The organism is Burkholderia sp. AU18528 (assembly GCF_002223215.2).
GTDB lineage: Bacteria > Pseudomonadota > Gammaproteobacteria > Burkholderiales > Burkholderiaceae > Burkholderia > Burkholderia semiarida.
Map to the genome: position 1 here is coordinate 588,073 of NZ_NKFC02000006.1, position 22,342 is coordinate 610,414.

21 protein-coding genes are annotated in these 22,342 nt (G+C 66.6%); 9 read left to right on the forward strand and 12 right to left on the reverse strand.

The window, feature by feature from the left end:
• Positions 1-36: 36 nt before the first annotated feature.
• Entirely contained in the window at positions 37-213 is a 177-nt protein-coding gene (locus CFB52_RS19465) for a DUF3563 family protein (RefSeq protein ID WP_069618521.1), read from the forward strand.
• A 110-nt stretch (positions 214-323) separates the two neighbouring features.
• On the opposite strand, the gene CFB52_RS19470 is transcribed toward CFB52_RS19465, so the two are convergent.
• The 5 genes from CFB52_RS19470 to CFB52_RS19490 form a co-directional block, all read right to left on the reverse strand.
• On the reverse strand, positions 324-743 hold the full coding sequence (locus CFB52_RS19470; RefSeq protein ID WP_059582963.1) for an organic hydroperoxide resistance protein: 420 nt from the start codon (positions 741-743) through the stop codon (positions 324-326).
• Positions 744-897: 154 nt separating this feature from the next.
• The gene (locus tag CFB52_RS19475; protein WP_059582960.1) at positions 898-1,350 is read right to left on the reverse strand and encodes a MarR family winged helix-turn-helix transcriptional regulator; all 453 of its coding nucleotides are present in this window, start codon (positions 1,348-1,350) and stop codon (positions 898-900) included.
• 184 nt (positions 1,351-1,534) lie between these two features.
• On the reverse strand, positions 1,535-2,344 hold the full coding sequence (locus CFB52_RS19480; RefSeq protein WP_099317224.1) for a BPSS1780 family membrane protein: 810 nt from the start codon (positions 2,342-2,344) through the stop codon (positions 1,535-1,537).
• A complete protein-coding gene (locus CFB52_RS19485) occupies positions 2,335-3,333 on the reverse strand; it encodes a homoserine kinase (protein WP_059582956.1) in 999 nt (332 codons plus the stop codon). Before CFB52_RS19485 ends, CFB52_RS19480 begins: the two co-directional genes overlap by 10 nt.
• Before the next feature lie 99 nt (positions 3,334-3,432).
• Entirely contained in the window at positions 3,433-3,843 is a 411-nt protein-coding gene (locus CFB52_RS19490) for a hypothetical protein (protein ID WP_059582953.1), read from the reverse strand.
• Positions 3,844-3,972: 129 nt separating this feature from the next.
• On the opposite strand from CFB52_RS19490, the gene CFB52_RS19495 reads away from it, so the two are divergent.
• Entirely contained in the window at positions 3,973-5,499 is a 1,527-nt protein-coding gene (locus tag CFB52_RS19495; protein ID WP_011548157.1) for an AMP nucleosidase, read from the forward strand.
• A 115-nt stretch (positions 5,500-5,614) separates the two neighbouring features.
• Here CFB52_RS19495 and CFB52_RS19500 read toward each other — a convergent pair whose 3' ends face one another.
• The 4 genes from CFB52_RS19500 to CFB52_RS19515 all read right to left on the reverse strand — a co-directional run bounded on the left by CFB52_RS19500 (position 5,615) and on the right by CFB52_RS19515 (position 8,907).
• The gene (locus CFB52_RS19500; RefSeq protein WP_089465467.1) at positions 5,615-6,178 is read right to left on the reverse strand and encodes a Tautomerase enzyme; all 564 of its coding nucleotides are present in this window, start codon (positions 6,176-6,178) and stop codon (positions 5,615-5,617) included.
• 148 nt (positions 6,179-6,326) lie between these two features.
• Positions 6,327-7,319 (reverse strand): GlxA family transcriptional regulator, encoded by a 993-nt coding sequence (locus tag CFB52_RS19505; protein ID WP_059582947.1) that lies wholly within the window; start codon positions 7,317-7,319, stop codon positions 6,327-6,329.
• A gap of 155 nt (positions 7,320-7,474) precedes the next feature.
• Positions 7,475-7,765, reverse strand: a complete 291-nt coding sequence (locus CFB52_RS19510; RefSeq protein WP_059582944.1) for a hypothetical protein — start codon at positions 7,763-7,765, stop codon at positions 7,475-7,477.
• A gap of 380 nt (positions 7,766-8,145) precedes the next feature.
• Entirely contained in the window at positions 8,146-8,907 is a 762-nt protein-coding gene (locus CFB52_RS19515; RefSeq protein WP_059582942.1) for a TIGR00730 family Rossman fold protein, read from the reverse strand.
• 1 nt (position 8,908) lies between these two features.
• Here CFB52_RS19515 and polA point away from each other — a divergent pair, with 1 nt between their 5' ends.
• The 3 genes from polA to CFB52_RS19535 all read left to right on the forward strand — a co-directional run bounded on the left by polA (position 8,909) and on the right by CFB52_RS19535 (position 14,511).
• Positions 8,909-11,662, forward strand: a complete 2,754-nt coding sequence (gene polA, locus CFB52_RS19520; protein WP_099317225.1) for a DNA polymerase I — start codon at positions 8,909-8,911, stop codon at positions 11,660-11,662.
• Positions 11,663-11,940: 278 nt separating this feature from the next.
• On the forward strand, positions 11,941-13,275 hold the full coding sequence (locus CFB52_RS19525) for an NAD(P)/FAD-dependent oxidoreductase (RefSeq protein ID WP_059639129.1): 1,335 nt from the start codon (positions 11,941-11,943) through the stop codon (positions 13,273-13,275).
• Positions 13,276-13,635: 360 nt separating this feature from the next.
• Positions 13,636-14,511, forward strand: coding sequence for a dienelactone hydrolase family protein (locus CFB52_RS19535; RefSeq protein WP_089465471.1), 876 nt, complete (start codon positions 13,636-13,638; stop codon positions 14,509-14,511).
• Between the two features lie 99 nt (positions 14,512-14,610).
• Here CFB52_RS19535 and CFB52_RS19540 read toward each other — a convergent pair whose 3' ends face one another.
• On the reverse strand, positions 14,611-15,480 hold the full coding sequence (locus CFB52_RS19540) for a sulfurtransferase (protein ID WP_059582932.1): 870 nt from the start codon (positions 15,478-15,480) through the stop codon (positions 14,611-14,613).
• Positions 15,481-15,596: 116 nt separating this feature from the next.
• Positions 15,597-16,703 carry an aromatic ring-hydroxylating dioxygenase subunit alpha gene (locus tag CFB52_RS19545; protein WP_059582927.1) on the reverse strand — a complete coding sequence of 369 codons (1,107 nt, stop codon included), beginning with the start codon at positions 16,701-16,703 and terminating at the stop codon, positions 15,597-15,599.
• 270 nt (positions 16,704-16,973) lie between these two features.
• On the opposite strand from CFB52_RS19545, the gene CFB52_RS19550 reads away from it, so the two are divergent.
• The 4 genes from CFB52_RS19550 (at position 16,974) to folE2 (ending at position 21,098) form a co-directional block, all read left to right on the forward strand.
• Complete coding sequence (locus CFB52_RS19550; RefSeq protein WP_006479428.1) at positions 16,974-17,267, forward strand: exodeoxyribonuclease VII small subunit; 294 nt, start codon at positions 16,974-16,976, stop codon at positions 17,265-17,267.
• Positions 17,264-18,148, forward strand: a complete 885-nt coding sequence (locus CFB52_RS19555; protein WP_050011336.1) for a polyprenyl synthetase family protein — start codon at positions 17,264-17,266, stop codon at positions 18,146-18,148. The genes CFB52_RS19550 and CFB52_RS19555 overlap by 4 nt, the downstream gene beginning before the upstream one ends.
• An 81-nt stretch (positions 18,149-18,229) precedes the next feature.
• Positions 18,230-20,134: a 1-deoxy-D-xylulose-5-phosphate synthase gene (dxs, locus tag CFB52_RS19560; RefSeq protein WP_059582921.1), complete on the forward strand. Its 1,905-nt coding sequence runs from the start codon at positions 18,230-18,232 to the stop codon at positions 20,132-20,134.
• A 154-nt stretch (positions 20,135-20,288) separates the two neighbouring features.
• Positions 20,289-21,098, forward strand: coding sequence for a GTP cyclohydrolase FolE2 (folE2, locus tag CFB52_RS19565; protein ID WP_059583149.1), 810 nt, complete (start codon positions 20,289-20,291; stop codon positions 21,096-21,098).
• A gap of 87 nt (positions 21,099-21,185) precedes the next feature.
• Here the strand turns inward: folE2 and tsaD are convergent, their stop codons facing one another.
• On the reverse strand, positions 21,186-22,226 hold the full coding sequence (tsaD, locus tag CFB52_RS19570; RefSeq protein ID WP_059582919.1) for a tRNA (adenosine(37)-N6)-threonylcarbamoyltransferase complex transferase subunit TsaD: 1,041 nt from the start codon (positions 22,224-22,226) through the stop codon (positions 21,186-21,188).
• Positions 22,227-22,342 lie beyond the last annotated feature (116 nt).

The following is a 22,342-nucleotide window of genomic DNA, read 5'->3' on the forward strand; positions in this document are numbered from 1 at the left end:
ACCCTAGTCCAGAACCTTTGAACAGCGAGATCGACCATGTACCTGCTGAGCCACCTCTTCCTGATGCTGACCAAGAACGCCGAAAAGGCTGCGAAAGAGCGCGCCGACGCGTACCTGGCCGAAGCCACCGACATCTACGATCTCGAATTCCGCATGCGCAAGATCGATCGCGACGCGGCAATGAACCGCCCGTATTCGATCGGCGCGCGCTAAGCAGCGCACGCGGGCCTTGCCGGCCCGCCAGTTCGACGAATCGCGCAAAAGGGCGCGTGCGGCACGATGCCGCACGCGCCCTTTTTGCATCCTGCCGGAACCTGCGGCCGTCAGACGAGCGTCAGCCGCACCGGCACGTTGTTGCGCGTGGCGTTCGAATACGGGCACACGTGGTGCGCCTTGTCGACCAGCGCCTGCGCGTCGGCCTTGTCGAGCCCCGGCAGCGACACGCGCAGCTCGATGTCGAGCCCGAAGCCGCCTGCGTCGTTCGGGCCGATGCCCACCTCCGCCGTGACTTGCGTGTCGGCCGGCAGCGTCTGCTTGTTCTGGCCCGCGACGAATTTCATCGCGCTCAGGAAACAGGCCGAGTAACCTGCGGCAAACAGCTGCTCCGGATTCGTGCCTTCCGCACCCGTGCCGCCGAGTTCGCGCGGCGCGGCCAGCTTCACTTCCAGCTTGTGGTCGGCGGAAACCGCGCGGCCGTCGCGGCCGCCCGTGCTCGTGGCGCTGGTCTTGTACAGAATGTTCATCGTGCTGCTCCTGTCGGGAAGAGAGGGAGAAAGCGGTCCGGTCCGACGGGGTGTCGCCGGCCACGAAGCAAATATAGAGCACAAATCATTAGTGTGCAAATTAAATTTCGAAGAAAAAACTCGGCACGCCGGGCGGTCGATCCGAGCTCGAGCGTCAGCGTTCGTTGGCCGCCGACAAAGCGTCGCGCAACTGCTGCAGATCGGCGCGCAGCCTGATCAGGAATTCGGGTGTCTGTTGCATCGCGCAAAAGAGGTCGGCGGGCACCGAGCGCGCGCGCTCCTTCAGCGCACGGCCTTCCGGCGTTACGCGCACGTTGACGACGCGTTCGTCGGTCGCGCTTCGCGCGCGCTCGACGTAGCCGAGCGCCTCCAGTCGCTTGAGCAGCGGCGTGACCGTGGCCGGATCGAGGTCGAGCCGCGCGGCGATGTCCTTCACGGCCATGTCGTCGCGCTCCCACAGCACGAGCATCGCGAGATATTGCGGATAGGTCAGCGACAGCTTGTCGAGCAGCGGCTTGTACGCCTTCGTCATCGCGTGCGAAGTCGAATAAAGCGCGAAGCAGAGTTGCTCGTCGAGTGTCTGGGGCAGCGCGGGCAGGCGATCCATGGTTCGGGAAGCGCATCCGATGCGCGAACGATTTGCACACGAATTATTTTGCGCGCAAAAGGTTTGGCTGAACAGGGGGCCGGAGAGCAGTCGATATGGAAAAAGGGGAGACTAGAAGCGCGCCGGCGACGACCGGGGGCCGAACAGCGGAGCGGCCGGCGACATGCGCCGGCCGGAAGCAGGATCAGCGGCCCGACATCGTCGTCGTCGCACCCGGTTCCTGCACGCCGAAGCAGCCGCGATAGGTCGCGTAGAACGAGCAGTACAGCATCGTGACGATGATGATCGTCACCGGCATCATGATCGTCAGCGCATACGCGCCCGCGCCGAGCGCCTGCAGCAGCAGCGACAGCGCGAGCGACGTGCCGAGCGCGACGGCGAACCACAGCACGCCGTACACGACGAACGCGCCGCGATTGCGCCAGCAGCTGACGACGCTGAAGAACAGCGCCTTCGCGGGCGGGACGTCATGCCATGCGACCAGCACCGGCGCGAACCAGAACAGCATCGCGACCGGCAGATAGAGCAGCGTCGCGAAGAACAGCGCGCCGAGCGCGCCTTGCGCGGCGAGCGTCTCGGGCGTCGTGTTCGCTTCGTCGGCCGCGCCCATCATCATGTGGAACAGCGCGCCGCCGTCCACGAACGACGAAGCGGCGAACACCAGCACCATCGACGCGACGTAGATCACGCCGAGCGCGAGCAGCCGCTGGGTCGCGATGGTGCCGTACGAGCGAAAGCCGTCCACGAGGATCGTCGGCATCACGGTCTTGCCGGCCACCGTGTCGCGGCATGCGGCCATGAAGCCGACCGCGATGCCGGGAATGAACACCAACGGCAGCGCCGAGCCGATCACGGGCACCATCGACACCAGCGTGATCGCGAGCAGGTACGTGAAGAACAGCGTGATGAACGCGAGCGGATTCCGGCGGAACAGCCAGATGCCTTGACGGAACCAGACATAGCCCGTTTTGGCGGGCACTTCGATCAGTTGCATGCGGTTTGGATCTCGGGAAGCGCGGGCGTATGCGCGATACGCTCACGCAGAATGCGTTCGAAATGGCCGGGGTCGTGCGGCTTGAGCATCTCGGCCGCGCGCGGCAGGTAGAAGTCGTACAGGCGCGACACCCAGAAGCGGTACGCGCCGGCGCGCAGCATGTCGCTCCAGTGGCGGCGCTCCTCGGCCGTGAACGGCCGAACCGTCTGGTACGCGCGCAGCAGCGCATCGGCGCGTGCGACGTCGAGCGCGCCGGTCGCGAGGTCGACGCACCAGTCGTTGACGGTGACCGCGACGTCGAACAGCCACTTGTCGCAGCCCGCGAAATAGAAATCGAAGAAACCGCCGAGCCGGACGTCGTGGCCGGTGCCGGGCGCCGCGTGCGCGAACAGCACGTTGTCGCGGAACAGGTCGCAATGGCACGGCCCGGCCGGTAGCGCCGCATAGTCGTCCGACGCGAAGAAGCCGGCCTGGTGCGCGAGCTCGCCTTCGAGCAGCGTGCGTTGCGCGTCCGTGATGAACGGCACGATGGCCGGCACGTTCTCCTGCCACCACGGCAGGCTGCGCAGGTTCGGCTGGCTGCGCGGATAGTCGCGCCCCGCGAGATGCAGGCGCGCGAGCATCTGCCCGACCTCGATGCAGTGTTCGACCCGGGGCGCGAGTTCGGCCGCGCCGTCGAGCTTCGTGACGATCGCGGCCGGCTTGCCGTGCAGCTCGCCGAACAGCGCGCCGTCGTCACGCGGGACCGGGTCCGGCACCGGCACGCCGTGGGCGGCCAGATGGCGCATCAGGTCGAGGTAGAACGGCAACTGCTGCGCCGTGAGCTTTTCGAAGATCGTGAGGACGTATTCGCCGCGCGTCGTCGTCAGGAAGAAATTGCTGTTTTCGATACCGGACGGAATGCCGCGGAACGCCAGCACGTCGCCCAGTTCGTAGTGGCGCATCCATTGCGCGAGATCGGAGTCGGAAACAGCGGTGAAAACGGCCATGCGGGATGCGTCAGGTCAGGGTGTCGGCACGCGGGCGGCGTGCAGCGCGACAGCAGGTGAAGGGGCGGCGCGGCGCGATCGACGCGCGGCGCCACGGAATCAGTAGCGCAGGTTCAGCGACGGCAGGCGCGTGATCGGGATGCCGGCGTCGTGCGGTTTCGGCGACGTGTCGGGCGTCGAGCTCATCTGGTAGCGCGTGCCGAAGTTCGACTTCACGTCGATCTCGACCGGCTTGCCGCGGTCGCGGTACTCGGTGACTTCGGTGCCGTTCTTGCTCTTTTCGTGGAAGCTCGGCGTGCGGCGGATGTCGGCGAAATCCACTTTCGACGTGACTTCGGCGCCGGGCCGGTTGATCTTGCGGAGATCGGGCAGGCCGGCGGCTTCGTTGGCCTCGGCCCGGGCCTGCGCGTCGGCGCCCGGCGCGTCGGCCTCAGGCGTGCCGCCGGCGGCGTGAGCGACGCTGGCGGCGGCAAACGCGACGGCAGCGGCGACGAAAATGAGCGGCTTCATGATGAGTCTCCAGTGAACCCACCGATTTTAGCAAATACTGCGCGCCATCCGGCCCCTGCGTGCGCGGGGACGGCCATAAAGGCGCCCGGGTTCCGTGGTAATGTCGTCGGATCAGACGAGGTGATGAAAATGAAGAACGATTTGAGCCGCCGGCACCGTGTGCTGTCGCCCGAAAGCCCGTCGGTCGAGGCTTTCGACGATCCGATCGCCGCGGTCGCGCGGCTGTCCGCCATCTACGACACGAACACGGGCTTCCTGCGCGATGCGTTCGCGCGCTATCGCCGCCACGAAGCGATTACCGAGCACGTGCGCGCATGCTATCCGTTCGTGCGGATCCGCACCGACGTCAACACGCACGTTGATTCGCGCCGCTCGTACGGCTTCGTCGCGGGCCCCGGCGTATTCGAGACGACGGTCACGCGCCCCGATCTCTTCGCGAACTACTACCGCGAGCAACTGCGCCTGCTGGCGAAGAACCACCATGTCAAGATCGAGATCGGCGTGTCGTCGCAGCCGATTCCGATCCATTTCGCGTTTCCGGAAGGCATTCATCTCGAGGGCGAACTCGATCGCGACCGGCTGCTCGCGATGCGCGACATCTTCGACACGCCCGACCTGTCGTATCTCGACGACCGCATCGTCAACGGCACGTTCGAGCCGGCGCCCGGCGAGCCGCATCCGCTCGCGCTGTTCACGGCCGCGCGCGTCGACTTCTCGCTGCACCGGCTGCGCCACTACACGGCGACGTCGCCCACGCACTTCCAGAATTACGTGCTCTACACGAACTACCAGTTCTACATCGACGAGTTCGTGAAGCTCGGCCGCACGATGATGACGGAAAGCGACGATCCCGAGGTGCGCGCGTACCGCAGCGAGTACAGCGCGTTCGTCGAGCCGGGCGACGTCGTCACGTACAACGCGAACCTCGGCGGCGAGCCGGCCGAGGGCACCGCGCCGCCGCGCCTGCCGCAGATGCCCGCGTATCACCTGAAGCGCGCGGACGGCAGCGGGATCACGATGGTCAACATCGGCGTCGGCCCGTCGAACGCGAAGACGATCACCGATCACATCGCGGTGCTGCGTCCGCACGCGTGGGTGATGCTCGGCCACTGCGCGGGGCTGCGCAACACGCAGCGGCTCGGCGACTACGTGCTCGCGCACGGTTACGTGCGGGAAGATCACGTGCTCGACGCCGACCTGCCGCTGTGGGTGCCGATCCCGGCGCTGGCCGAAGTGCAGCTCGCGCTCGAGCGCGGCGTGGCCGAGGTCACGCGGCTGGAGGGCGTGGAACTGAAGCGCGTGATGCGCACGGGCACGGTCGCGAGCGTCGACAACCGCAACTGGGAGCTGCGCGACCATCGCGAGCCCGTGCAGCGGCTGTCGCAGAGCCGCGCGATCGCGCTCGACATGGAAAGCGCGACGATCGCCGCGAACGGCTTCCGCTTCCGGGTGCCGTACGGCACGTTGCTGTGCGTGTCGGACAAGCCGCTGCACGGCGAGCTGAAGTTGCCGGGCATGGCCGACACGTTCTATCGCGGGCAGGTCGACCAGCATCTGCAGATTGGCGTGAAGGCGATGGAGATCCTGCGCACGAACGGGCTCGACAAGCTGCATAGCCGCAAGCTGCGCAGCTTTGCGGAAGTGGCGTTCCAGTGACGTGAACCGCGGCCCCGGGTTGCGGTGCGCGCCGCGATGTCCGGCGCAATCGCGAACCGGGGCATGCCTTTCTTCCGTGACGCGGGGCCGGTTGCGATTCCGTTGCGACCCGGCGTCAGCGCGCGGCTTCGGCGCTCGGCTCGTGCGATCCACGCCGGGCCGTCTCCAGCATCGAGTCGCGCACCGCATCGACGAGCCGGCCCGCATCCGAGCGCCGCTTGATCGCCAGGCGCTGTTCGCCGAGCGCGCGCAGCGTCGTGCCGCCGAAATATTCCATGATGTCCGGCAGCCGGCGCACCGTGCCGCGGCTTCCCCAGCAGCCGTCGTCGATTTCCGTCGGAAAGACCCACACGCGCGTCGCGACGGCGTCGATCGGCACGCCTTCCGCACGTGCGACGGCGGCGGTCACGTCGGCGATCAGCGCGGCGCGCGCGGCGTCCGTGTACTGCCCTTCCGGGACCGTCGGCACGACCCGGTAGATCGGCGCAGGTGCGACGACGCCCGCGCGATACACGGCCGCCGGCCGATGGACGAAGATCCAGGTCACGTCGCGTACGCGCGGATCGTCGGGATCGAGCCCCTCGTGGCGGATCAGCGTGGTGGTCAGTTCGTTCATCAACTGTGCTTCGGCTTGCGGCGCGAGCGCGCCTTCGGGGATGGTCACATCGATCATCGGCATGATGGTGTCCTGGGTTCGGTGGAGATCGCGTCGCTCCGGTCAAGGAGACGTGAACCCAGTGTATGAACCGCGTCGCCACGCGCGAAGTGGCGAAACTGCCATTCGACGATGCCATTCCCGACATCGCGCTTCCCGGCCGTTTCAGGCCCTAACGCGCGAAGCGGCGGCGATATTCTCCTGGGGAGATGCCGGTCTCGCGCTTGAACAGTTGCCGGAAGCCGCTGATGTCCGCATAGCCGACGCGTTCGCACACCGTGTCGATCGCGAGCTTCGTTTCCGCGAGCAGCCGTTTGGCGACTTCGATCCTGAGCGTCTGGAGATACCTGAGCGGCGGGGCGCCCACCGCGTCCCGGAAGCGGCGATGGAGCGTGCGTTCGCTCATCGCGACGTGGTCGCTCAGCCGTGCGAGGCTGAAGGGTTCGCGCAAGTGTTTTTCCATCCAGCGTTGCGCGCGCGCGATGGCCGGATCGTCGTGACCGTGGTGGCCCATCCGGTCGAGGTCGATGAACGAATCCTGCGAGTCGCGATTCATGTCGATCAACATGAGCCTGGCGACGGACGCGGCGACGCGCGCGCTCGCCAGTTTGTCGACGACCCGCAATGCGAGATTCTGGTACGACGTGACCGCGCCGCCGCACAGGATGCCGTCCTGTTCGGTCAGTACGTCGGACGCGCGCAGCGCGACGTCCGGATAGCGTGCGCGGAAGCTCGACGCCTTCGACCAGTGCGTCGTGGCGACGCGGCCGTCGAGCAATCCGGCCTCCGCGAGCAGGAACGCGCCGGTGCAGTAAGTCGCGATCAGCGTGCCGCGCGCGTGTTGCCGGCGCAGTGCGTCGAACAGCGGCGCGAGCGAGGCGGGCTTGTCGAGCAGCCGGTCGAGATCCGCGACGAACGGACCGGTCAGCCAGATCGCGTCGGCGGCACTGCCGCCGTCGATCGCGCCGTCGACCGGAACGACCTGCCCGGACGCCGTGCGCACGGGCCGCCCGTCGATCGATTCGACGCGCCAGCGGAACGGTGTAGCCGTGCGATGCGGTGGCATCGTCGATGCGATATGGTTGGCTGCCGTGAGGATGTCGGTCGGCGCGGCGATACCGGACGCAAGGGCGCGGTCGACGGCCCAGATTCGGATGAGCGGCATGAGTGGCGGGACAGGCCTTGGACGAGGGCAATCCTACCACCCGGAATCGAGCGGCTCCGCCGCCTTTCGTTCGCGGCCCGCCACCCAAAATCAAAGGCCGCCCTGCGCCGAATCGCGCGGGCGGCCTTGCGTCGCGGGTGAACGCGCCCGGGCGCTCAGCACTCGCCCTTTTTCGCGTGTCCCGGCGGGCAGTGATAGCCGCCACGCCCGCGATAGTGCTGGTGCTCTTCCCATTCGCGGCGTTCCCAGTAGCGGCGGCCGTCCCAGTAGCGGTCGCCGTGCCAGCCGACGATGACGGCCGGCGCCGGGGCGACCACGACGGGGGCGGGCGCGACGACGACCGGCGCGGGCGTGCCGATGTTGACGTCGACGTTGACGGCGTGAGCGAGGCCGGACAGCGAAAGGCCGAGGCCGGCGAAAGCGAGGGCGATCAGCGAGCGTTGCATGTTCTTTTCCGTGGTGTCGTGATGAATAGGCCGACGCGACGCGATGGAAGCGAGGGGGGGCGCTCCACCGGGGGAACGCCGCGCCGACACAATGCAGTGTGCTGCCGCGCGACGGAAAAGGCGAGTCGTGATTATTACGGAGGATTGGCGGTGCACAGGCGCGCGAAGGGCCATCCGTTTGACATTGGCGGGCCGCCGGTGCGGCTGATCCCGCCGCATGACGCAGCGCCGACTGCGGGATTTGACATTCGACCGCGCGCGGCGGCGAACGGGCATTAACAGCGCGTTACAAAGTCACGCCCGGCGGGCCACCGGATCGCGCTGCCCTTTGCGTGAAAAGCACGACAGCCGGCCGTCGGGCCGGCTGTCGTCACTGACCGTTACAGATAGAACATCCGGTCTTCTTCAGGCCGCGGCGGTTGATCGTCGCCGTCCGAACCTTCCTCTTCCTCGCCGCTGTCCTCGTAGAACGCGAGCACCGCGTCGAGCACCTGGTCGGGATCGTCGATCACCTGCATCAGGTTCATGTCTTCCGGATTGATCAGGCCCATCGGAATCAGTTGATCGCGGAACCATTGCAGCAGCCCCTGCCAGAATTCGCTGCCGACGAGGATGATCGGCACGAGGCGCGACTTCTTCGTCTGGATCAGCGTGAGCACTTCGGACAGTTCGTCGAGCGTGCCGAAGCCGCCCGGCATCACGATCACGGCATCCGAATTCTTCACGAACGTGACCTTGCGCGTGAAGAAATGGCGGAAGCGCAGCGAGATGTCCTGATAGTGGTTGCCGGCCTGCTCGTGCGGCAGCTCGATGTTCAGGCCGACCGACGGCGCCTTGCCGGCGTGCGCACCCTTGTTCGCGGCTTCCATGATGCCGGGGCCGCCGCCGGAGATCACCGCGAAGCCGGCGTCCGACAGCTTGCGCGCGATCTGCGCGGCAAGCTTGTAGTGCGGATTGTCGGGTTTGAGGCGGGCAGAACCGTAGATGCTGACAGCCGGGCGGATCTCCGACAGGTACTCGGTCGCCTCGATAAACTCTGCCATAATCGTGAACATCTGCCACGATGCGCGCGCCTTCTTGGCCGTCGCGCGTTCTTGATCTGCGAGCGAACGCAGACTCGGAATCACTTTTCTCTTGTTCATAATGCCTGAAGAACGAAATCTGGAAGGTAAGACCCTGCTATTGGTTGACGGTTCGAGCTATCTGTATCGGGCTTACCATGCGATGCCTGATTTGCGTGGCCCTGGCGGGGAGCCGACCGGAGCGCTCTACGGAATCATCAACATGCTGCGCCGTATGCGCAAGGAAGTCAGTGCAGAGTATAGCGCTTGCGTGTTCGATGCAAAGGGCAAGACGTTCCGCGACGACCTTTATGCCGACTATAAGGCAAACCGCCCGTCGATGCCGCCCGATCTCGCCTTGCAGGTCGAGCCGATCCACGGCGCGGTGCGCGCGCTCGGCTGGCCGCTGCTGATGGTCGAAGGCGTCGAGGCCGACGACGTGATCGGCACGCTCGCGCGCGAGGCCGAACGGCACGGGATGAACGTGATCGTATCGACCGGCGACAAGGATCTCGCGCAGCTCGTCACCGATCGCGTCACGCTCGTCAACACGATGACCAACGAAACGCTCGATCGCGACGGCGTGATCGCGAAGTTCGGCGTGCCGCCCGAGCGGATCATCGACTACCTCGCGCTGATCGGCGACACCGTCGACAACGTGCCGGGCGTCGAGAAGTGCGGGCCGAAGACGGCCGTGAAGTGGCTGTCGCAATACGACAGCCTCGACGGCGTGATCGAACACGCGGGCGAGATCAAGGGCGTGGTCGGCGACAACCTGCGCCGCGCGCTCGATTTCCTGCCACTCGGCCGCAAGCTCGTGACCGTCGACACGTCGTGCGATCTCGCGCCGCATCTCGAGTCGATCGAGGCGTCGCTGAAAACGGACGGCGAAGCACGCGAGCTGCTGCGCGACATCTTCGCGCGCTACGGCTTCAAGACCTGGCTGCGCGAAGTCGACAGCGCACCCGCGGAAGGCGGCGGCGCCGATGCGCCGGAAGGCGATCCCGCACCGGTCGTCGCAGCGGACATCGCGCGCGAATACGACACGATCCAGACCTGGGCGCAATTCGACGCGTGGTTCGCGAAGATCGACGCGGCCGCGCTGACCGCGTTCGACACCGAGACGACCGCGCTCGATCCGATGCTCGCGCGGCTCGTCGGGCTGTCGTTCTCGGTCGAGCCGGGCAAGGCGGCCTATCTGCCCGTCGCGCACCGCGGCCCCGACATGCCCGAGCAGCTTCCGCTCGACGAAGTGCTCGCGCGCCTGAAGCCGTGGCTCGAATCGGCCGATCGCAAGAAGGTCGGCCAGCACCTGAAGTACGACGCGCAGGTGCTCGCGAACTACGACATCGCGCTGAACGGGATCGAGCACGACACGCTGCTCGAATCGTACGTGCTCGAATCGCACCGCACGCACGACATGGACAGCCTCGCGCTGCGTCATCTGGGCGTCAAGACGATCAAGTACGAGGACGTGGCGGGCAAGGGCGCGAAGCAGATCGGTTTCGACGAAGTGGCGCTCGACCAGGCCGCTGCGTACGCGGCCGAGGATGCGGACATCACGCTGCAGCTCCATCACGCGATGTATCCGCAGGTCGCGCGCGAACCGGGCCTCGAGCGCGTGTACCGCGACATCGAGATGCCGGTGTCGCTCGTGCTGCGCAAGATGGAGCGCACCGGCGTGCTGATCGACGATGCGCTGTTGCAGGCGCAAAGCAGCGAGATCGCGACGCGCCTCATCGAGCTCGAGGGGCAGGCGTACGAGCTGGCCGGCGGCGAATTCAATCTCGGGTCGCCAAAGCAGATCGGGCAGATCTTCTTCGAGAAGCTGCAGTTGCCGGTCGTGAAGAAAACGCCGAGCGGCGCGCCGTCGACCGACGAGGAAGTGCTGCAGAAGCTGGCCGAGGACTACCCGCTGCCGAAGGTGCTGCTCGAGCATCGCGGGCTGTCGAAGCTGAAGTCGACCTATACCGACAAGCTGCCGCGCATGGTGAATCCCGTCACCGGCCGCGTGCACACGAACTATGCGCAAGCGGTCGCGGTCACGGGCCGGCTTGCGTCGAACGACCCCAATCTTCAGAACATTCCGGTGCGCACGGCCGAAGGTCGGCGCATCCGCGAGGCATTCATCGCATCGCCGGGCCACCGGATCGTGTCGGCCGACTACTCGCAGATCGAGCTGCGGATCATGGCGCACATTTCCGGCGACGCGTCGCTGCTGCGCGCGTTCTCGCAGGGCGAGGACATCCATCGCGCGACGGCCGCCGAAGTGTTCGGCGTGACGCCGCTGGAGGTCAATTCCGACCAGCGCCGGATCGCGAAGGTGATCAACTTCGGGCTCATCTACGGGATGAGCGCGTTCGGGCTTGCATCGAACCTCGGCATCACGCGCGACGCGGCGAAGCTCTATATCGACCGCTATTTCACCCGCTATCCGGGTGTCGCGCAGTACATGGAAGACACGCGCGCGACCGCGAAGGAGAAGGGCTACGTCGAAACCGTTTTCGGTCGCCGCCTGTGGCTGCCCGAGATCAACGGCGGCAACGGCCCGCGCCGCCAGGCGGCCGAGCGCGCGGCGATCAATGCACCGATGCAGGGCACGGCGGCCGACCTGATCAAGCTGTCGATGATCGCGGTGGACGACTGGCTGACGCGCGACAGGCTCGCGTCGCGGATGATCATGCAGGTGCACGATGAACTGGTGCTCGAGGTGCCGGAAGGCGAGCTGCCGCTCGTGCGCGAGAAACTACCGGAAATGATGTGCGGCGTCGCGAAGCTGAAGGTGCCGCTGGTCGCCGAGGTGGGCGCCGGCGCGAACTGGGAAGAGGCACACTGACGCACCCCCGCGCGATTCCCGTTTCCCGCGGCATATTGTTGCAGGGATGCCAAATATCGAGATGGTTTGCTTGTGGTCAACGCGCAAGCTCCCGGACAATGCATGTGAGTCATGTCATTGACGCGGGGCGGCGCGCCCTGCGTTCCGGATCGGACGCATCGAAGTGCTTCGAAGTGCACATCGATGATGTCCGAACCGGTTAATCCACCGGGCGGCGCGCGTATATGGCGTTTGCTTCATCCGGCGGCAGCAGTTTCGAATCGCAAAGGGGGAATCAGATGCATCGGATCATCATCGTAGGCGGAGGCGCCGGCGGCCTGGAACTGGCGACGCGGCTCGGCGACCGTTACGGCGCGCGCGGCAATCGTCCCGCGCGTGCGCTTGTCACGCTCGTCGACCGCAATCCGACGCACATCTGGAAACCGTTGCTGCACGAGGTCGCGGCAGGCAGCATGGACCCGTTCACGCAGGAGCTCGAATATGCGGCGCAGGCGCGCTGGCACGGCTTCGAGTTCCAGCAGGGCGAGCTGACCGGGCTCGATCGCGCGGCGAAGCGCGTCACGCTGTCGCCCCTCAACGACAGCGACGGCGCGGAGCTGTTGCCGGCGCGCGAGCTGGAATACGACACGCTCGTGATCGCGATCGGCAGCACGACCCACTTCTTCGGCGTGCAGGGCGCACCGGAAAACGCGATCGCGCTCGACACGGTCGGGGAGGCCGAACGGTTCCGCAAGCGGCTGATCGCGGCGTGCATGCGCGCCGAGCACCAGGCGCCGGCGCCGAGCGCGCCGGGCGAGTCGGCCGAACCGCGCATCCAGGTCGTGATCGTCGGCGGCGGCGCGACGGGCGTCGAGTTGTCCGCGGAACTGCGCAATACCGCGCAGGTGCTGTCCGCGTACGGGCTGCACAAGCTCGATCCGCGCCATGACGTCGGCATCGTGCTGATCGAATCGGGGCCGCGGATCCTGCCGGCACTGCAGGAGCGCGTGTCGGCAGCGACGGCCGAACTGCTCGAGAAGCTCGGCGTGCGGCTGATGCTCGCCGAGCGCGTGACCGAGGTGGCGCCCGGGTTCGTGCATACCGCGAGCGGCAAGGCGGTGCGCGCGGATCTGACGGTCTGGGCGGCGGGCATCAAGGCGCCGTCCGTGCTTTCGCACCTCGACGGCCTCCAGGTCAACAAGCTCGGGCAGCTCGACGTGCGCCGCACGCTGCAGACCTTCACGGACGACAACGTGTTCGCGCTCGGCGATTGCGCGGCCTGCGCATGGCCCGGCAACGAACGCAACGTCCCGCCGCGCGCGCAAGCGGCGCACCAGCAGGCGAGTTTCCTGCTCAAGGCGATCGGCTGCCGGCTCGAGGGGCGCCCGCTGCCCGAGTTCACGTATCGCGATTTCGGTTCGCTCGTGTCGCTCGGCCACTTCAGTGCGGTCGGCAACCTGATGGGCGGGCTGATCGGCGGCAACATGCTGATCGAAGGGCTGTTCGCGCGCTTCATGTACATGTCGCTGTATCGGCTGCACATCGCGGCGCTGCACGGTTATCCGCGGATGATGCTCGACACGGTCGCGCACTGGTTGCGGCGCACGACGCTGCCGCGCGTCAAGCTGCACTGATCGCGCGCTTGCGCGCGGAGCGGGCGGGGATGCGCCTGTCGAGCGTGTTCGCCGCCCGTTTTTCGTTTCGATTCGCAACGATTCGGCCGCGCGACGAACCACGATGCGCGCCGCCGCACGGTGGCTCGGCGGCCCGTCGGCAGGCCGCCGTGCGATGATCGATTCGATCGCCGCGGCGCGTGGTAATCGAGTCTTACACATCCGACAGTTGACGCGACAACGGATTATTGGGCATCTTGTCCGGGTTTTCGTTTGCGGCGGGGTGCCAACCGCCGCGACATCCGCGCCGTGCGCCGGTGCGATGCCCCGTCATGCCGTATCCGCGATCGTGACGGCGGCGCCCAATCGAGGAGTGCATTCATGTTGAAACCCGAAGTCGACAGCCTGGTCCCCCATGTCCCGTTCTCGCGCCGCAAGTTCATGCAGGTTGCGCTGGGCGGCACCTTCGCGGCGGCCGTGCTGCCCGTGTCGGCGCAGACGGTCACGACCGACAGCGCCGGGCTGGACGTCGACACCATCGAGATCCGCTCGGGCGATGCGAGCGTGCCGGCATATCGCGCGCAGCCGGTCGACAAGACGAACCTGCCGGTCGTCATCGTGATTCACGAGATCTTCGGCGTGCACGCGCATATCGCCGATGTGTGCCGGCGCTTCGCGAAGCTCGGCTATCTCGCGATCGCGCCCGACCTGTTCGCCCGGCAGGGCAACGCGGCGAAGTATCCGACGATCCAGGCGCTGGTCGACAACATCGTCAGCAAGGTGCCGGACCGGCAGGTGACGGAGGATCTCGACGCGACGGTCGCGTGGGCCGGCAAGAACGGCGGCGACCTGACGCGCCTCGGTGTGACCGGGTTCTGCTGGGGCGGCCGCCAGGCGTGGCTGTATGCGGAACACAATCCGCACGTGCGGGCCGCGGTGGCGTGGTACGGGTTCGTCGAGGGCAAGACCGACGAGATGACGCCGTTCAACCCGGTCGATCACGCATCGTTGTTGAAGGTGCCGGTACTCGGCCTGTACGGCGAGAAGGATCAGAACATCACGCAGGCGTCGCTCGCGGACATGCGCAAGGCGATCCAGGCGAGCGATTCGAAGCTCGCGCGCGAATCGGAGATCGTCGTGTATCCGGATGCCGGCCACGCGTTCTTCGCCGATTACCGGCCGAGCTATGTGAAGGCCGATGCCGAGGATGGCTGGAAGCGCGCCATCGAGTGGTTCCACAAGTACGGCGTGATGTGAACGACGAGCGGCGGCATCGGCCGCCGCGGCACCGGCCGCCGCGGCATCGGCCGCCGCGGCATCGGCCGCCGCATCATCCTCATCGCGTCGCGTGGGTGCTCAAGGGTTCGGGCCGGTCGCGATCGGCCGCGACGGATCGGCGCTCCATTCGCTCCACGAGCCCGGGTACAGCGACGCGCCGTGCAGGCCCGCCACTTCCAGCGCCAGCGCGTTGTGGCATGCGGTGACGCCGGAGCCGCATTGCAGGATCACGCGGTTCGGCTCGGTGCCGGCCAGCACGGCGGTGAATGCCTCGCGCAATTCATGACCGGTCTTGAAGCGGCCGTCGGCAGTCAGGTTGTCCTTGAAGAAGCGGTTGCGCGCACCGGGAATGTGGCCGCCTACCCGATCGATCGTTTCATTTTCGCCGCGATAGCGGTCCGGTGCGCGTGCATCGATCACGACGCGCGCGGGCGACGACACGTTCGCGAGCACGGCAGCTGCATCGACCGTCGATTCGAGTGGCGTTGCCGTGCGGAAATCGCCGGCGGCCGGTTGCGGCACGTCGGTCGTCAGCGGCTGGCCGGCCGCTTCCCACGCCTGCAGCCCGCCGTCGAGCACGGCAACCGAATCGTGGCCGAGCCAGCGCAGCAGCCACCACAGGCGCGCTGCATAGGCGCCGCCTTGCGCGTCGTACGCGACGACCTGCTGACCCTGCTTGAGGCCGCGGCTCGCGAGCAGCGTGGCGAGCGCGTCGCGGGTCGGCAGCGGATGGCGGCCGTTGGTGCCCGTCTTGCGGCCGGACAGGTCGCGATCGAGATGAAGATATTGCGCGCCGGGGAGGTGGCCGGCCGCGTAGGCGGCCTCGCCGGCGCCGGGATCGGCGAGATCGAAGCGGCAGTCGAACAGCGCGACGCTGCCGGGCGCCGCGGCCAGGCGCTCGGCGAGATTGGCGGCGGAGATGAGCGTGGTGTAATGAGTGTGTGGCATGACGGCTCCCTGGAGTGCGAATGGCCTGACACTCCAAGTCTAAACAAAAAAGACGGGCCGAAGCCCGTCTTTTCGCTTGCCGGCGGCCGGGCGGCGTCGAGGCGCCGCGGCCGCTGTCAGAGGTCGCCGAGGTGGCGGCGCAGGAACTCGTGGAAGTGCTGCATCCCGTCTTCCATCGGGCTCTGGTACGGGCCGACCTGCGACTCGCCGCGGGCCATCAGCGCTCGGCGGCCTGCGTCCATCCGCATCGCGATCTCGTCGTCCTCGACGGCCGTTTCCATATAGGCGGCGCGCTCGGCCTCGACGAATTCGCGTTCGAACAGCGCGATTTCCTCGGGGTAATAGAACTCGACGATGTTGGTGGTTTTCTGCGGCCCGCGCGGGATCAGCCACGACACGACCAGCACGTGCGGATACCACTCGATCATCAGGCCCGGGTAGTAGACCATCCAGATCGCGCCGAACTCCGGCGGCACGCCGTTGCGGAACTTCAGCACCTGCTCGTGCCATTTCTGGTAAGTCGCGCTGCCCGGTTTCGCGAGGGCGTTGTGCACGCCGACCGTCTGCACGCTGTACCAGTCGCCGAACTCCCATTTGAGATCGTCGCACGACACGAAGCTGCCGAGGCCCGGGTGGAACGGGACGACGTGATAATCCTCGAGGTAGACCTCGATGAACGTCTTCCAGTTGTAATCGCACTCGTGCACTTCGACGTGATCGAACAGGTACTCGGAGAAGTCGAAGTGATGCTTGGTGCCGAGGTTGGCGAGGTCGCGCGCGACGTTGCGGCCCTCGGCCTCGAACAGCAGCCCCTGCCAGTTCTGCAGCGGGCTCTTGCCGAGGTTCAGGCACGGCTTGTCGGGGAAGTGCGGCGCGCCAAGCAGCTCGCCTTCGAGGTCGTACGTCCAGCGGTGCAGCGGGCACACGATGTTCTGCGTGTGGCCGCGCCCGTTGAGCATGATCGCCTGCCGGTGGCGGCACACGTTCGACAGCAGTTCGATCCGGTTCGTCTGGTTACGGACCAGCACGCGGCCTTCCTTCTCGGACGGCAGCGCAAAATAATCCCCCGCCTCGGGCACCATCAGCTCGTGCCCGACGTAACGAGGTCCTTTCTTGAAGAGGGTTTCGATCTCGCGCTCGAGTAGCGCCTCATCGAAATATGCAGTGACTGGAAGCTGGCTGTGGGCCGACTTCAACTGAAGCGCATCGCTCAGATTGGACATTCCCACTCCCGGTGTTAGCGTGAAAGCAGTGAACAACCCAACCATCGAAAAATCGATTTAGGGAAACGGAGAATTATACCCGGTTCGCCTCGCAAGGCTAGGATTAAGTGCCTGATTTGTGTCAATTTTTTGTCGGGCTACCCTCGAAAGGCGCACACTGTGCGTCGAAGATGGGGCCGGAATTGTGCGCGGGCGCCCAAGACGGCAGGTCGGAAAATTCTCTTTTGCCGTAGAATGTCCGACTTGTTTTGAAATTTGACACCCTCGTCCATGGCGAAAACCGCATCCCCAGGCGCCACGCCGCCCGGCAATGGCACCGAACCGTTGCCGGACAATTACGAGATGGCGCTCGCGGAACTGGAGACGCTGGTTGCCCGGATGGAAGGCGGCGCGTTGAGCCTCGAGGATTCACTGGCGGCGTATCGTCGCGGTGCGACCCTCGTTGCGTTTTGCCAACAGCAGCTCGAGAAAGTGGAGCAGCAGGTCCGCGTGCTCGACGGCGCGACGCTGAAGCCGCTTTCGTCCGGAACGGCCGCCACGGACGGCGAAGACGACGATCTATGACATTCGAACAATGGATGCGGTCCGTGCTTGACCGTGTCGAGGACGCACTCGGCCACTATCTGCCGGCCGAAACCGCGACGCCCGCGAAACTTCACGAGGCGATGCGCTACGCGGTCCTCGGTGGCGGCAAACGCGTTCGCCCGCTGCTGTGCCATGCGGCAGGCGAGCTGACCGGTGCGACGGAGGCGGCCCGCAACGCCGCGGCGGCGGCGCTGGAGATGATCCACGTCTACTCGCTCGTGCATGACGACATGCCGTGCATGGACGACGATGCGCTGCGTCGCGGCAAGCCGACCGTGCACGTGCAGTACGACGAGCCGACGGCCCTGCTGGTCGGCGACGCGCTGCAGTCGCAGGCGTTCGTGGCGCTGACCGACGCCGATGCGCTGTCGCCGGTGCAGCAGGCGGCGCTCGTGCGCGAGCTGGCGCTCGCGAGCGGCTCGATCGGCATGGCCGGCGGGCAGGCGATCGACCTGGCGAGCGTCGGCCTGAAGCTGACGCGCGAGCAGCTCGAAACGATGCACCGGATGAAGACGGGCGCATTGCTGCGCGCGGCCGTGCGAATGGGCGCGCTGGCGGGCGAGACGCCTTCGGCGGAAACGATGGCTGCGCTGGACGTGTACGCGGGGGCCGTGGGTCTGGCCTTCCAGGTCGTCGACGACATTCTCGACGTCACGACCGATTCGGCGACACTCGGCAAGACGGCCGGCAAGGACGCGGCGAACGACAAGCCGACCTATGTATCGATCCTCGGTCTCGAGGCGTCGCGCGAGCTGGCAGCGCAGCTGCGCGCCGAAGCGCACGACGCGCTGAAACCGTTCGGCGCACGCGCACAGCGTCTCGCCGAACTTGCCGACCTGGTGGTGAACCGGGTCAGCTGACGCGAAAGCCCGCCGCCGCGCACACGCTACGGTGCGTGCAAAAGAATGCGGGCGCGTTTGATTTCCTACAATGGAACGACGATGTACGACTTGCTGAAAACCATCGACGACCCGGCGGATTTGCGCCGCCTCGATCGTCGCCAACTGCAACCGCTCGCGGATGAACTGCGCGCGTTCGTGCTCGACAGCGTGTCGAAGACGGGCGGCCATTTGTCGTCCAACCTCGGGACGGTCGAGCTGACGATCGCGTTGCACTACGTGTTCAACACGCCGAACGATCGCATCGTCTGGGACGTGGGTCACCAGACCTACCCGCACAAGATCCTGACGGGCCGCCGCGACCAGATGCATTCGCTGCGTCAGTACGACGGCATCTCGGGCTTCCCGCGCCGCAGCGAATCCCAATACGACACGTTCGGCACCGCGCACTCGAGCACGTCGATTTCCGCCGCGCTCGGCATGGCGATCGGCAGCCAGCTGAACGGCGACGACCGCTTCTCCATCGCCGTGATCGGCGACGGCGCGATGACGGCCGGCATGGCGTTCGAGGCGATGAACAACGCGGGCGTGTCGGAGGATGCGAAGCTGCTCGTGATCCTGAACGACAACGACATGTCGATCTCGCCGCCGGTCGGCGCGCTGAATCGCCATCTCGCCCGCCTGATGTCGGGCCGCTTCTACGCGGCCGCACGCGCGGGCGTCGAGCGTGTGCTGAGCGTCGCGCCGCCGGTGCTCGAACTCGCGCGCAAGCTCGAGGAGCACGCGAAGGGCATGGTCGTGCCGGCCACGCTGTTCGAGGAGTTCGGCTTCAACTACATCGGCCCGATCGACGGTCACGATCTCGATTCGCTGATCCCGACGCTGCAGAACATCCGCGAACTGCGCGGCCCGCAGTTCCTGCATGTGGTGACGAAGAAAGGCCAGGGCTACAAGCTCGCCGAAGCCGATCCCGTGCTCTATCACGGCCCCGGCAAGTTCAATCCGGCCGAAGGCATCAAGCCGTCGACCACGCCTGCGAAGAAGACGTACACGCAGGTGTTCGGCGAGTGGCTGTGCGACGAAGCCGAGCGCGATACGCGCGTGGTCGGCATCACGCCCGCGATGCGCGAAGGCTCGGGCATGGTCGAATTCGAGAAGCGCTTCAAGGATCGCTACTACGACGTCGGCATCGCCGAGCAGCACGCGGTGACGTTCGCGGGCGGTCTCGCGACCGAAGGGCTGAAGCCCGTCGTCGCGATCTACTCGACGTTCCTGCAGCGTGCGTACGACCAGCTGATCCACGACGTCGCGCTGCAGAACCTGCCGGTCGTGTTCGCGATCGATCGCGCGGGCCTCGTCGGCGCGGACGGCGCGACGCATGCGGGCGCGTACGATCTCGCGTTCATGCGCTGCATCCCGAACATGACGATCATGGCCGCATCCGACGAGAACGAATGCCGCCAGATGCTGCACACGGCGCTCCAGCAGCCGAACCCGACCGCGGTGCGCTATCCGCGCGGCGCGGGCACGGGCGTGGCGACGGTGAAGGAATTCACCGAGATCCCGCTCGGCAAGGGCGAAGTGCGTCGCCGCACGTCGCAGCCGGAAGGCAAGCGCGTCGCGATCCTCGCGTTCGGCACGATGGTCGCGCCGTCGCTCGCGGCGGCCGACGAACTCGACGCAACGGTCGCGAACATGCGCTTCGTGAAGCCGATCGATGCGGCGCTCGTGCGCGAGCTCGCCGAAACGCACGACTACGTCGTCACGGTCGAGGAAGGCTGCGTGATGGGCGGCGCGGGCTCGGCCTGCGTGGAAGCCCTGATGGAGAGTGGGGTTATCCGACCCGTACTACAATTGGGCCTCCCTGACCAGTTCATCGATCACGGCGACCCCGCGAAGCTGCTGTCGCAATGCGGCCTCGACGGCGCGGGCATCGCGAAATCGATTCGCGAACGCTTCCTGAACCCGGCGGCCGACGTCGCCGGCCAGGCGAAGCGCGTCGCATAAGCTGACGCCGCCCTCGGGCGGCGTCGGTGCGACTGGCGCAACCGGTCTACATTGATGCGGAAAACATGGGCCTGCGGGCCCATGTTGCTTTTCCGGCTGCCGCATGACGCGGCGTGCGCGTCGTCGAACGCGCGGCTTACAAGGATTGAACAAGATGAACCAGATGAATCCCGCCTTCGTGATGCCCGACGTGCAGAGCACGGTGGATACCCGTCAGATTCCGATTCAGCGCGTGGGCGTGAAGGCGGTCCGGCATCCGTTGACGGTGTGTACCGAAAGCGGCGACGTGCAACCGACGGTCGGCGTCTGGAACCTCGATGTCCGTTTGCCGGCCGATCAGAAGGGCACGCACATGTCGCGCTTCGTCGCGCTGCTCGAAGAGAATCGTGCGCCGCTGACGGTCGAGCGTTTTCGCGCGATGCTCGCATCGATGCTCGAAAAGCTCGAAGCCGAAGCCGGCCGCATCGAAGTCACGTTCCCGTATTTCGTCAACAAGACGGCGCCGGTGTCCGGCGTGCAAAGCCTGCTCGACTATGAAGTGACGCTCGCGGGCGAAAGCCGCAACGGCGATACGCGCCTGTTCCTGAAGGTGCTCGTGCCGGTAACGAGCCTGTGCCCGTGCTCGAAGAAGATCTCGCAATACGGTGCGCACAACCAGCGCTCGCACGTGACGATCGATGCGGAGCTGGCTGCCGATCTGCCGGTCGAGGCGCTGATCCGCATCGCGGAAGAAGAAGCGTCGTGCGAGCTGTGGGGGCTGCTGAAGCGTCCGGACGAGAAGTTCGTCACCGAGCGTGCATACGAGAATCCGAAGTTCGTCGAGGATCTCGTGCGCGATATCGCGCAGCGCCTCGATGCGGACGAGCGCGTGGCCGCTTACGTGCTCGAAGCCGAGAACTTCGAGTCGATCCACAATCATAGCGCGTATGCGTTGATCGAGCGCGACAAGCGGCTGGCTGCATAACGCCGCGGCGTCTTGTCGCGCCCATGAGAAAGGCCGCTCGTTCGAGCGGCCTTCTGTTTTCCGGCTGACGGTGTCGCGTTGCGCGATTCAGCGTGCGAGCGACGCGAGATCCCAGCGCGGCTTCACCGTGAACGCGTAGTCGGCATTCGCCTGTTCGGGCCAGCGGCCGAGCCGCAACGCACCCGCGAGCGCGATCATCGCGCCGTTGTCGGTGCAGAGCGCGAGATCGGGGTAGTGCACGTCGAAGCCGCGCTTGGCCGCGGCCGCCGACAGTGCCGCGCGCAACTGGCGGTTCGCGCCGACGCCGCCCGCGACCACGAGGCGCTTGAGCTTCGTCTTCTTCAGCGCGGCGAGCGACTTCGCGACGAGCACGTCGACGGCCGCATCGACGAAGCCGCGCGCGAGGTCGGCCTTCGCGCGTTCGAGCGCTTCGCCCTCCAGCTTCGCCGCTTCGAATTTCTTCATCTGCGTGAGCACGGCGGTTTTCAGGCCGCTGAAGCTGAAGTCGAGATCGCCCGAGTGCAGCATCGGGCGCGGCAGCACGACCGCGCCCGGCGTGCCCGTTTCGGCCAGCTTCGATACTTCAGGGCCGCCCGGGTAGCCGAGGCCGATCAGTTTCGCCGTCTTGTCGAACGCCTCGCCGGCCGCGTCGTCGAGCGTTTCGCCGAGCGTCTCGTACACGCCGACGTCGGTCACGCGCATGAGTTGCGTGTGGCCGCCGGACACCAGCAGCGCGACGAACGGGAACGGCGGCGGCTCGTCGACCAGCAACGGCGACAGCAGATGGCCTTCGAGGTGATGGATGCCGACGGTCGGCTTGTTCCATGCGAGCGCGAGCGCATTCGCGATGCTCGCGCCGACGAGCAGCGCGCCGGCGAGGCCGGGGCCTTGCGTGAATGCGATCGCGTCGATGTCGTCGCGGCGCGTGCCGCTTTGCGCCATCACTTCCTCGAGCAGCGGCAGCGCACGGCGGATGTGGTCGCGCGACGCGAGCTCCGGCACGACGCCGCCGTAGTCGCGGTGCATCGCGATCTGCGAATGGAGCGCGTGCGCGAGCAGGCCGCGCTGCGTGTCGTAGAGCGCGAGGCCGGTTTCGTCGCAGGAGCTTTCGATGCCGAGAACGAGCATGGGTGAGGGCAGGACGCGCCGTTTCGGACGCGCCTCGGGTAGGTCAACGTAACCGGAAAGTATAGCAGGCGAGGGCGGACCGCCGCTGGCGGCGGCCCGGGCCCGATGCCGGGCAG